Annotated in this window: 11 protein-coding genes; 3 read left to right on the top strand and 8 right to left on the bottom strand. The window is 43.9% G+C overall.

The annotated features are described in order from the left end of the window. Positions 1-71: 71 nt before the first annotated feature. Positions 72-1529 carry an IS1182 family transposase gene (locus BN4_RS02375; RefSeq protein WP_015413747.1) on the bottom strand — a complete coding sequence of 486 codons (1458 nt, stop codon included), beginning with the start codon at positions 1527-1529 and terminating at the stop codon, positions 72-74. A 97-nt stretch (positions 1530-1626) separates the two neighbouring features. Beyond that, positions 1627-2958, bottom strand: a complete 1332-nt coding sequence (gene mgtE, locus BN4_RS02380; protein ID WP_015413748.1) for a magnesium transporter — start codon at positions 2956-2958, stop codon at positions 1627-1629. A gap of 158 nt (positions 2959-3116) precedes the next feature. Between mgtE and nadC the strand changes: the two genes are divergently transcribed. Genes nadC through nadB form a run of 3 tightly spaced genes read left to right on the top strand, consistent with a single transcriptional unit; the run spans position 3117 to position 6653 of the window. After that, a complete protein-coding gene (nadC, locus tag BN4_RS02385; RefSeq protein WP_015413749.1) occupies positions 3117-3986 on the top strand; it encodes a carboxylating nicotinate-nucleotide diphosphorylase in 870 nt (289 codons plus the stop codon). A gap of 12 nt (positions 3987-3998) precedes the next feature. Next, positions 3999-5039, top strand: coding sequence for a quinolinate synthase NadA (gene nadA / locus BN4_RS02390; RefSeq protein ID WP_015413750.1), 1041 nt, complete (start codon positions 3999-4001; stop codon positions 5037-5039). 24 nt (positions 5040-5063) lie between these two features. Then, complete coding sequence (gene nadB, locus BN4_RS02395; RefSeq protein ID WP_015413751.1) at positions 5064-6653, top strand: L-aspartate oxidase; 1590 nt, start codon at positions 5064-5066, stop codon at positions 6651-6653. A gap of 177 nt (positions 6654-6830) precedes the next feature. On the opposite strand, the gene BN4_RS02400 is transcribed toward nadB, so the two are convergent. The 6 genes from BN4_RS02400 to BN4_RS02425 form a co-directional block, all read right to left on the bottom strand. Then, positions 6831-8294, bottom strand: a complete 1464-nt coding sequence (locus tag BN4_RS02400; RefSeq protein WP_015413752.1) for a TrkH family potassium uptake protein — start codon at positions 8292-8294, stop codon at positions 6831-6833. After that, the gene (gene trkA, locus BN4_RS02405; protein WP_015413753.1) at positions 8295-9665 is read right to left on the bottom strand and encodes a Trk system potassium transporter TrkA; all 1371 of its coding nucleotides are present in this window, start codon (positions 9663-9665) and stop codon (positions 8295-8297) included. A 164-nt stretch (positions 9666-9829) separates the two neighbouring features. Further along, positions 9830-10489 (bottom strand): nitrite/sulfite reductase domain-containing protein, encoded by a 660-nt coding sequence (locus tag BN4_RS02410; protein ID WP_015413754.1) that lies wholly within the window; start codon positions 10487-10489, stop codon positions 9830-9832. A 25-nt stretch (positions 10490-10514) separates the two neighbouring features. Continuing rightward, a complete protein-coding gene (locus BN4_RS02415; RefSeq protein ID WP_015413755.1) occupies positions 10515-11180 on the bottom strand; it encodes a nitrite/sulfite reductase domain-containing protein in 666 nt (221 codons plus the stop codon). A gap of 89 nt (positions 11181-11269) precedes the next feature. Then, complete coding sequence (locus BN4_RS02420) at positions 11270-11587, bottom strand: cupin domain-containing protein (protein ID WP_015413756.1); 318 nt, start codon at positions 11585-11587, stop codon at positions 11270-11272. Between the two features lie 10 nt (positions 11588-11597). After that, positions 11598-12389 (bottom strand): ATP-binding protein, encoded by a 792-nt coding sequence (locus BN4_RS02425; RefSeq protein WP_015413757.1) that lies wholly within the window; start codon positions 12387-12389, stop codon positions 11598-11600. Positions 12390-12409 lie beyond the last annotated feature (20 nt).

Raw genomic sequence — 12409 nt, forward strand, 5'->3', positions numbered from 1 at the left:
CAGGCTTTTCAGATCGCTGACAAACCCCACTTTTTTTTGAAAGTGGGGTTTTCTCATGCTTCGATTTTTTATCACGTCGCCAAAAGGTTGTTTTGTTGGGTTGTTGTCGTGAAAGAACCACCTGAAAGGGCTCTTAAGCGGAAATGACGTAAAAATGATGACAATATTGCATGCAAAATGCCTGTTGGAACCAGCATCATAGCCATTTTCTTCATATTCTGGCAGGCGGAGGAAAGCAGACTTTGCTCTTGCACTTTAGACAAGCCTCGGAAGCGGGCATAGCGATGCCCATGCAATTCTTTCGCATCGGCAAAGCTGCGTTCAACGGTCTCTTTTCGCCGGACGTAAACCCGCTTTCCATACTCGCTGAGGCGGTGCTGATCGATCAAGTCTTTATGGTTCTGCCAAACATGCCGACTGATTGTCTTTTTGTGAGTTCTGCTCGTCGTACATTCTCCAAGTCGTCGACAGGATTGACACTGTTCTGGCGAAGAAGCGTACTGTCGATACCCTTCTCGGTTCGTTGTCACATAGTGAAGTTTTTGACCTTCTGGGCAGATATAACAATCGGTTTCAGGCTGGTATTGGTACAGTCGTTTGGGGAGCATTCCTTTGCGACGAGGTGGCCGACGATAGCCAATGACGCCATAAATATCTTTTTCTATCAGCGCCTTGCATATATGTGGTGTGAAATATCCGGCATCAAGTCCTACGTTTTTCACTGAAAAATCGAACCGATCAATCTGCCTTTCTAGCCTTTCCAGATACGGCACGCTATCGTGCAAGGCCGCCGAGGTCACATGGCTGTCGGTGATAATGTTGCAGCGGCTGTCTACCGTGCGATGATCCAGATAAAAGAAGCCTTTGGGCTTACCTTCTCGGACCATATAACCGCTTTCAGGGTCGGTCGTACTTTGCTTGATCTGCTTTTCTTCAGGCTCGACAGATCGTACTTTTAGCGGCTTTTTGCCATGCTCACGTCGATCTTCCTCCACGGCTTCATCGAGTTCGCCGAGGTAGGATTTTGTGCTTTTACTGACCTGCTTTTCCTTGTATTTATTCTTGTTCGCATTGGCCTTGAGATGAGTTGAGTCGGTGTAAAGCGTATGCCCACCAACAAGATTCTTGTGCATGGCCTGAACTACGATCCCATCAAAAATGTCTTGGGCAACGCTGGTTCCATTAAACCTGCGCCGCCTGTTCTGGCTGAGGGTCGAGGCATTGGGAATCTTGTCCTGCAAGCCAAATCCGAGGAACCATCGATAAGCCATGTTGACCTCGATCTCTCTCACGAGTTGTCGCTCGCTACGGATTCCGAACAGGTAGCCAATAAACAGCATTTTGAAGAGCACTACCGGGTCAATGGCTGGTCGTCCATTGTCTTCGCAGTACAGCTCCTTGGTGCGTTTGCGGATGAAGGAAAAGTCTATGACTTTGGCAATTTTTCGAAGAAGATGGTTTTGTGGGACCAGGTCATTGATCGAAACAAACTCCATCTTTACTTGTTGGTCTTTAGGCGTTTTCAGCATAAAAACAGTATAAGAAAACCCTCGCCAAAAGGCGAGGGTTTGTCAGCAGTCTGAAAAGCCTGCCATCAAAGATGGCAGGCTTTTGGGGTGGGATCAGTTAAATAACAAAGATACCTGCAAGCCCAAGGAAGCTCCAAAAGCCTATTGAATCTGTTATCGTAGTCAAAAATATTGATGATGCCTGAGCTGGATCTCGACCTATTTCTTTCAATATCAATGGTATTGATGCTCCCGACAATGAGCCTACTAACATATCTATAATGAGTGCGACTGCCATACAAGTCGCAAGAGCATAATCATGAGTCATAAAGGCGATACAGATAAAAACAAGTACGGAAATCACCATACTGTTCAGGATTCCGATTTTAATTTCACGAAAAACTGCGTACCAAGCTTTCTTCCTATCAAATTTCTCCATGGCCAATTGCCTGATCATAACAGCCAACGCTTGTTGTCCCGTATTGCCAGCCTGGTTGGATACAATCTGCATTAAAGCTGCTAAAATAGCCATTGTAGCTATCTCTTGATCGAATAAATGGACGACATAGGCTGCAATAGCGGAGTTTACGACATTAAGGATTAGCCAAGGAATACGTTTTTTTACGGAAAACGCGACCGGAGAGTCTGTTGTTTCATCTGCTCCGGCACCAACCATGGTTTGCATGTCTTCACTTGCTTCTTCATGAATGATATCAATGACATCATCTACTGTAACGACACCGAGCAATCGGTTGCCAAAATCAACGACAGGTAATGCAAGTAAATTGTAATGAGCAATTAAGTGAGCAACATTCTCTTTATCAACGTTGTACCCGACAGTGATTAGATTTTGTGTTTTTACCAATTCCTTGAGCGGGCCACCTCGTTTAGCAAGCAATAAATCTCGTAACGAAACAACACCCACCAAGCGGTCTTTGGAGTCCGTAAGGTAGGCATAATAAGGAATTTCTTTGTCTTCTACTTCCTCTCGAAGTTTGGATATGGCTTGATCAGCATCTAAATTTTGATCCAGAATAACAACTTCGGTGTTCATGACACCTCCAGCCGTATCCGGATCAAAAGTCAAAAGAGTCTTGAGTTCAGCACGCTCTTCTTCAGGAACTCGTTTAAGAAGAGCCTGCCGTAGATCATCGTCTAGTCCGACCAAAAGATCAGTCGCATCATCCGGCGCCATTCTTTCGACAATGCGTGCAGCAAGTCCCCTATTCAAATGCTGAATAAGAGCTTTTTGATCGTTATCATCCATCTCGGCGATGGACTCGGCAGCATCCTTAATCGGAAGCTGTTTAACGAATTTGACCTGATCAGAAATGTCAAGGCCTTCAATGGTTTCTGCTGCATCAGCCGGATGCTGAGCTTCAAGCTCGGCAGCAGTCAACCCTTCGAAGTCTTTTTCCTCAACGAGATCTATTATATCTTTTGCACACATGGAAAAAAGTCCTAGCCCAATTCACTATTAAGGTCAAAGACTTCACTCCAGATTAGTGTTATATATTTGTGAAATATTTCATCAAGTCACCTACCTCTTGACGAAAGCCATATGGTGCTTTAGTTGCCAACATCAAGCTAAGAAAATTAGGAATAGGTATGTCTACCAGCACTTTTGATACTTTCTTCCAGGCTGAAGCCCGGATGTTTCTCCTCGCAACAATTCGTATTGCCCTTGCAGAGGATGGTTCAGACCTCACTTCAATGGGACTTTTTTCCGAGAACGACATGGCGCAAGCTCTGATTGTTGCAAAGCAAAAAACCGTTGTTGCAGGTCTTCCGATCATCCCTCTGGTTCTTGAATTTGGTGGTGAAGACTGCCAAGTTCATCTCAATGTTGATGACGGAGAAACTGTTTCCGAAGGCACCATGGTTGCGGCTTTGCAAGGTCCTGCAACCCAAATCCTCAAAGCGGAAAGAGTCATATTAAATTTTTTATGTCATTTGTCAGGGATCGCCAATATGACAGCTCAATATGTCGAAGCTCTTGAAGGGACAGGAGTGCAGCTTTTGGATACTCGGAAAACACTTCCAGGTCTCAGGTTTCCAGAGAAGTACGCTGTTTTGGCTGGCGGTGCCAAAAATCATCGGATGACTCTCTCTGAAATGCTCATGCTTAAGGATAACCATATAGACCGAGCCGGCAGTATTACGCATGCGGTCGAGACTCTTCTACGAACAAACTCCCCCTGCCCTCCCATTGAAGTTGAATGCCGAACCTTTGCTGAGGTTGAAGAAGCTTGCCAATGTCAAATCCAACGAATTATGCTTGATAATATGGACGCGAAAACGGCCAAAGAGGCTTTAACTTTGATCCCTGACTCTATTGAATCTGAGATTAGTGGCAATGTTTCTCTCGATACGATTCGGGAAATTGCCGGATCAGGGCCTGACTTCATATCAGTAGGCAAATTGACTCATTCAGCGCCTTCAAGCGATTTTAGCATGCAATTCATTCCCTTGGGCTAGATAGGAGTACCCGTGGAAAAGTCAGTCGATACGATTCATAGAATCAAAGAGGCAATGGGCGATAATCTTGCGATTCTCGGTCATCACTATCAGTCAGATGATGTTGTTGCGCTAACTGACATTAGGGGAGATTCGCTCGAATTATCACGGCGTATCAGTAGTCTCGATGCGGAGCATATTGTTTTTTGTGGTGTCTATTTTATGGCAGAATCGGCGGCAATTCTTCAGCGTTCCGGGCAGAAAATTTACATTCCGGATATTACTGCAACATGCCCCATGGCGGATATGGCAGACGCTAAGAGAGTTGAAAAAACGTTGGAGATACTTCAAAGCAATGGGCGAAAGGTTATTCCATTAACCTATGTAAATTCCTCTGCTGCCGTTAAAGGAGTCGTTGGCCGCTTTGATGGTTCTGTCTGCACCTCCGCCAATGCTGAAAGAATGCTTAAATGGGCCTGTGAACAAGGGGATTCAGTTCTTTTTCTTCCAGATAAACACCTTGCTCGAAATACGGCCCATGCACTGGGCATTCCTCTCGAGAAGCAACTCGTGCAACCCGAAGGAATAAAAGAAGGTGTCGTTGATCTTTTTGTCGATTCCAAAGTCGCCGATGACAAGGAACTGATCATTTGGCCCGGATATTGTCCCATTCATGAAGAATTCACTTTAAAGAGCATTCAGACAATCAGATTGAATGAACCTGATGCGCATATTGTTGTTCATCCGGAGTGTGCCCCGGAAGTTGTTGCTGCATCTGATGGGCATGGGTCGACAACTTTTCTGATTAAGTATGCATCTGAAGCGCCTTCAGGATCAACTGTGTACATCGGGACTGAGGAAAACTTGGTGAATCGGTTGGCACAGCAATTTAAATCTGAAAAAACAATCAAGCCACTTGCTGTTAGCCGATGCGATGACATGGGGAAAACAACAATTCATAATCTGGCAAATCTATTGGAAAATATTCATGAAACAGTTCCAGTGACAGTTGCCGAAGAAATCAGAGAACCAGCTAAATGGGCTTTGGAACGTATGCTTAAAGTATGCGCTTAATTGTTAGAAGACTGGGTTTACCCAATGTACAATTTACGCTTTCATTGTGATGCTCTCATTATAGGATCCGGGATATCCGGAGCGTTAGCTGCTCTGACGTTGGCTGATAAAGGGCTTGATGTTATTCTCATCACTGCTGATGAAAATATCGGAGATGGTAACACCGCTCTCGCACAAGGGGGAATTGTCTACCGAAGTGATGAAGATGAACCCAAGTTGCTTGAAAAGGACATTCTTACGGCAGGTTGGAATCATAATTATATTCGTGCCGTTCGGTATCTTTGTCGGCGCGGTCCAGAAGTCCTTCATGAGATTTTTTTGGATAAATATAAAATTCCCTTTAACCAACGAGTCCCTGGGGACTGGTACCTAACAAGAGAAGGTGGACACTCTTTAGCGCGTATCCTTTATTGTGATGACCATACAGGAAAGAATATCATGGATGTTCTTTCCCGAGAAGTTTTGGAACATTCGAATATCAGAGTTCTTACCAAAAGGACTGCCATTGATTTACTCACAACACAGCATCACGCCCACCATCTTGATTTTAACTATAGTCTTTCTAATCAATGCGTTGGAGCGTATGTCTTCAACGAAGCATTGCAATCTGTCGAAACTATTCTCTCAAAATATACTCTCCTCGCAACTGGCGGTATTGGGCAGATTTACCTGCATACAACGAACACTATCAGCTCTATAGGTTCGGGACTGGCCATGGCGCATCGAGCCGGAGCTCGTTTGATGAACTGTGAATATGTACAGTTTCACCCCACAGCTCTTTATGGGGGAGCACAAAAAGGAGACAGGCGCTTCCTTGTTTCTGAAGCAGTTCGAGGAGAAGGAGCTGTTCTTGTGAATGCTCAAAGGGAGGCCTTTATGCCTCGGTATGATACTCGTGCCGATTTGGCCCCACGAGATATTGTAACGCGAGCTATAATGAATGAAATGCTTCATTCTGGTGACGAATGTGTCTATCTTGATGTTGCTCAAGTCAAACATGACGTGAGCAAACGATTCCCAACCATATTTGAGAAATGCCGATCTATTGGCATTAATATGCGACGTGATCTTGTTCCAGTCGTTCCTGCTGCACATTATTTTTGTGGAGGTATTCTTGTGGATAACCGGGGACGGACCACATTGGACAATCTTTATGCTGCTGGTGAATGCAGTTGTACAGGAATTCACGGGGCGAATCGGCTGGCAAGTACATCTCTTTTGGAAGGTATGCTTTGGGGATATAGCGCTGGTGAAGATATTGCTAAGAGATTGACAAAAAGTTCAAAACAAAGCCGTAAGCTCAATGACGCAATTCCTGATTGGGTACCAGGTGGTGATAAACCAAATGAAGATCCTGCTCTTGTCGCTCAGGATTGGGCTAATATTCGTAACACGATGTGGAATTATGTCGGTGTATCCAGAACAAAAGCTCGTTTGACTCGTGCCTTTTCTGATTTGAGTAAACTGACTAAAGATCTTCAGGATTTTTATAAAGAGACTGCTCTAAGCAAACCCATCATTGACCTCTTTCATGGTTCACAAGCTGCATATATTGTTACACTCTCAGCACTTCGTAATAAAAAGACCAAAGGATGTCATTTCAGAACCGATTAAAATGTTATCGATTCATTGGCGAACAAAGTAAGAAAAGGGGGAATAATATCCCCCTTTTCGTTTTTATAACAAATAGTTATTTAAAAAAAAGATTTACTCTAGATGAATACTAAAAAGTTTTCAGTGTAAAAGTACATTCCTGAGAAATTCAATTCTTCAACTTCTGCATGAGATAATTTATTTACGCCAAAATTCAGGAACAAATAAAATCACCACAGTGTATATTTCTAAACGACCAAGAACCATGCAAAAGGTCAACACCCATTTTGCCGTATCCGGAAGCCATGCAAAATTTTCAGTTGGCCCTACCCCTCCTATTCCGGGGCCGATATTGCCGATACAAGCCAATGAAGCCGCAAAGGAAGTAACGACGTCAACCCCAGTCCCAGCTATTATAAATGCTGCAAGAAAAAATAAACCTATCCAGAGAATAAAGAAGCCCCAAACTCCACTGAGAACATCATCTTGCACTACTGTTTGCCCAAGCTTTACTCGATTGACTGAACGAGGATGAATTAAACGAAAGAGTTCTTTGTATGAATGCTTTATCAATAACATGATGCGCATGACTTTCATACCTCCGCCGGTTGATCCTGCACAGCCTCCGACAAACATACAAAAAAGCAATATAGCTTGGGTAATGCCTGGCCAGAGTTCATAATCGGCCGTGGCAAAGCCGGTTGTGGTCAGGATAGATGCCACTTGGAAAGAGGTGTATCTTATAGAGTCCGATACAGTCTCATAATTCCCTGCGGAATAACATGCAACGGCAACAACTCCGGTAAAAAGAATAACCATGCACGAAAATACCCTAAACTCAGGGTCTTTGAGCATAGACATTGGACGCCATTTCATAAGCATGTAGTGGAGAGTAAAATTGATACCGGCAATAAACATGAAAATTGTTATGACATAATCAATATAGGCACTATTAAAAGCTGCTACTGAAGTGTTCTTTGTAGAAAAACCCCCAGTTGCCATGGTTCCAAAAGTGTGACAGAGAGCGTCAAAGAAATCCATGCCACCGAACATCAATAATACAGTCTCAACGACACTAAAGAATACATAGACTTTCCAGAGGGTAACCGCAGTGTCCTTAATGCGAGGCTTGAGCTTGTCAGGAACTGGTCCTGGCACTTCTGCTTTATACAATTGCATTCCACCAACACCAAGAAATGGTAGAATAGCAAGTGAAAGAACTATGATACCCATACCCCCGAGCCAATGGGTGAGACTCCGCCAAAAAAGAATTCCTCTTGGAATAGCCTCAATATCCGTGAGAACTGACGAACCAGTTGTACTGAAGCCTGATAATGATTCAAATATACAATCAACGATCGAATGGAAAGTACCACTGAGATAGAAAGGCAGTCCTCCAAAGGCTCCAGCAACAAACCACCCTAGGGCGACAATAGCCATCCCTTCTCGATGCGTCATGACAGAAGAGGCTTTTGATGCCTCTGGGTCGCGAAATATGGCAAAGAGAATAACTCCACAGAGAAGAGTGATCGCCATAGATTCTGCGAGTGGGCCAGCTGTACCATCTGCATAATAGAGTCCCCACAGGAGGGGGAAAAACATCGTCATGCCGATGCAAGCCACCAATGCGCCGATAATATGCAGGACGTATCTCCAGCGCATTTAGAAAAACTCCACTTTCGTGGTTAAGACTTTTTCAACTTTTGGAATATTTTTTCTCGTCGAAATAATAATCAAAAGATCCTTCGGTTGAATAATCGTATCTCCTCGAGGTATGAGAACTTCGTCTTGACGCTGAAAGCACAGAATAAGACACCCTCGCGGGAAATTGATATCCTTAACCGCTTTACCGACAATTGGTGATCCCTCATAAGCATAGGCCTCAAGAGCTTCCGCCTCTTCACCTCGAATATTGACAGAAGATATAATTCTTCCTCTCCGGATAAAATGAAGAAGAGAATTGATCGCAGATTGCCGAGGGCAGACAACATAATCAATGCCAATAGGTTCGATAAGGGGCATGTACCCAAAATTATTGACCCGTGTGATGGTTCTTTTGGCTCCAAGGCTTTTTGCTAAAAGACAAGTCAGAATGTTAGTCTCTTCATCTCCGGTTACAGCGATAACCATGTCCATATCCTGAATATTTTCTTCTCGTAAAATTTCTTGATCCGTAGAATCTCCCATAAGGACAATTGGACGATTGAGCCTTTCTGATAAAAAATTGCACCGTTTTTGACGATTCTCCAAAATCCGTGTGTGATAAAATTTGTTATCGAGAGCTTTTGCCAATTTATAGCCAATATTCCCACCACCAATGATCATAACTTCCCGAACAGGTTCGACACATATTCCTATTCGCTCGAGGATTTCTTCTTGATCAAGAATATCACACACAAAGTAGACAATATCACCTTTTCGAATTTCATCTAGACCACTTGGTATTATCAATTCGTCATCACGAACAAGGGCTGCAATCACCACTCCGAGGTCATCACCTATTCTCTCTCTCAAATTAAGCAGTTTCGCTCCCAAGATAGGACTCTCATCAGGAAGATTGATCCCAATTAGCCGGATTTTACCTCCTGCGAATTCGTTGATTTCAACCGCACCAGGAACGCTCATCAAACGAAGAACCGAATTAACAACCTCTTCATCAGGATTAATGATTTTGGTGATTCCAGCCCCTTCAGCCATGAGGAGATGTTTGTAATTTGTATACATTCCCCCACGAATTCTGGCGAGCTTCGTAACCTTTTCACCACCCAGCATATTGGCAAAAAAACATGCAATGAGATTGATCTCATCACTATCTGTAACAGCAAGAAATATATCAGCCTGAGCAATGCCGGCTTCTTCAAGAATAGCGGGACTACTACCAGATCCTCGGATAGTCTGCACATCAGAGGCTTCAGCCAATTTTCTTAGAGCTTCTGTACTCTTATCAATGACGACCACTTCCTTGTGTTCAACAGCAAGTCGTTGCGCGATATGGTAGCCTACTTCACCAGCCCCAATGATAATAATCCTCAATTCTCTTCTCCTTGAAACAAGAATACACAACCCACCAACTAGTACCTATCTTTCACAGTCTGCGCAACAAGAGGCATCTCTGTCTCCTTTGATTTTAATGGGCAAAAAATGAGGGCGCCCCTCTCTTGGAGCGCCCCATATACCGAAATCTCAAAGTTGTTTTTTTAAAGCAATGCAGCTTTGACACCATCAATCCCAATTTTTTTGAGCAACATTGACGATCGATTGCGTTTGGTTGAATTATCACGATAGTAAATGAGAAATCGATTTACAAGCTCAAGCGCATCCGAGCGAGAGAGATCCTCTGCCAGAATATCACCAATTCGAGGGCGGCCTGAGGCATTGCCTCCAATGACCATTGTCCATCCTTTTTTCTTCCCAATCAGTCCAATATCCCGAACGTAGCTTTCCGCACAGCACATGGTACACCCAGAGACTCCAACTTTTAGTTTGGCCGGAAGTTCCATGCCGACAAACATTTTCTCCAATTCGAGGCCAAAGCCAAGAGAGTCTTGGAGGCCGAACTTGCACACTTCAGTTCCTGGACAGGCTTGCACATAATGAACACATAATCCAACAGCTGGACCAATATCCATTTTTAGCTCGTTCCAAACTTCTTCCACCTGGTGTTCCTCGAGGCCTACGAGTGCGATTCTCTGACCTGAAGTTATCTTCATGATCGGCACTTCAAACTTACGACCAACCCGCGCCAAGGCTTCAAGTATCTCTGGTGAGACAAGTCCGACGGGAGTGCGAGGAACAATCGCATAGGTTTTCTTGTCGCGTTGCAGGATAGCGCCTTGAGGCGTATCATTTTTTTGCATAGTAAAACTCCTGAAATAATTGAGATCAGGAAGAAAAGACAGCATCCCTGATCGCTTCTAAGCCAACTCGTTCGACAAATCGCGCCGTGCGCTCTCTTTTTTTTGTTTTTTCACAATAAAAATCAAGAGTTTTACAAATAACTTCAAAGGCTCTTTCTTCGCCAACATCTTCAATTAAGATATCCCCGATACGAACTCTTTTTCCAGCATTTCCACCAAAGAGAATTGTCCATCCTTTTTTCTTTCCCACAAGCCCGAGGTCACGAACGTAACTTTCAGAACATGACATGGAGCAACCAGAAACTCCTGCTTTGAATTTCCAAGGCAACTCTATTGTATTTAAAAGTTTTTCGAGTTTGTCAGCCATACTCATGGAATCCTGCATACCAAGTCTACATGTGGTTTTGCCGGGGCAAGTCTGGACATAGCATTTACTAAATTCTCCAATAGGCCCAAGGCGTTCGATAACTTCGTCGACACAGCCTTCAGGTATCCCTTGAATTTTAAGTTTTTGCCCAGCTGTTAGTCGCACACTTGGCAAGTTGTATTCTTGCACGACTGTATTAATGATATTCAAGTATTCAGCTGAAATCTGACCGAGTGGTGTACGGGGAGAAAATGAATACAGTCCGTTCTCTCTTTGAGCTAAAACGCCTTTGGGGAGTGCTTTTTTGGGAGGAAGTTTTTCCATGGTTTCCTTTCCTATGATTATAAACGAAGTGTCCCAACTTGTTGAGTTCGCTACAAGTTGGGACACAGGTGGTAGTGACTCTATTCAGTTTAAATTGGAGGTGTGATCATTACCAGTACACGCAAGTCTGTCTTTGCCTTGACGCCATGGGGTTCTGATATCTCTGAAATAAGCACATCTCCTACATGAGCCGGCATACTTGCTCCATCGGCAGCCAAGAATTCACCTTCTCCTTCGAGGATGGTCAATGTCAACTCCCCTTCAAGGTCATGAGAATGCACAGGTAACGTTTGACCAGCTTTGAAGTTGAAATTAATCACCTTCATATATTCAGATTCATGTACAAGGTAATTGGAAAAATTTGAGTCCTTAAATCCATGCTTTTCAAACAATTCGATTTTCTTCATCGTAGGCTCCTTAAATTTCAACCTTCACAGGGGTTGTTTCCAAAATCTTACCGTCGCGAGAGATAATGATACGAGTTGTTTTTACTGCAACTCCTACCCTTTTAATTGCTTCTGTAAGAATTATACTCATTGACGAACAACAGGGAACTTCCATTTCCATTATGGTAATAGAATTCAGTCTGTTTTCTCTAATAATAGCTGCTAATTTTTCAATATATTCATTTTTATTATCAAACTTCGGGCATCCCATGAGAACGACTTTACCTGGCAAGAAACTGCTATGGTACCCTGGAAATGCAACAGGAACGCAGTCAGCTGTCAGCAACAGATCTGCCTCCCGGAGGAAAGGGGCGGTGGGGGGAACCAACCTAAGTTGTACAGGCCAATGGGATAAAGCAGATGGTGTGCTTGGTGAGGACGTAGGAATATTGGCTTGACCGCATGGTGTCATCGTGTGCAGAGCGGCACCCGGACATCCCTGTCTCGGCTGAGGAGTTGGATGGTTTTCAATTCGCAGGCTCTGTGGGGTTGGCATGTGCTCTGGTATACTTCTTCCTTGTGATTTCAGCAGGTCAGATACCGCGTGAGGGTCAAAATCATCTGCTTCCCTGACGACGACCTTAAGCGCACCTGTGGGACATTCACCAAGACAAGCTCCAAGGCCATCACAATAGACGTCACTCACTAATCGAGCCTTACCATCAATTATGGCCAAGGCCCCTTCTGCACAAGAAGGCACACACTCTCCACAGCCATTGCATAAGTTCTCATCAATACTAATCATTTTCCGTATAATAGTCATAATACCACCTCATCTTATTT

Source organism: Pseudodesulfovibrio piezophilus C1TLV30, assembly GCF_000341895.1.
GTDB lineage: Bacteria > Desulfobacterota > Desulfovibrionia > Desulfovibrionales > Desulfovibrionaceae > Pseudodesulfovibrio > Pseudodesulfovibrio piezophilus.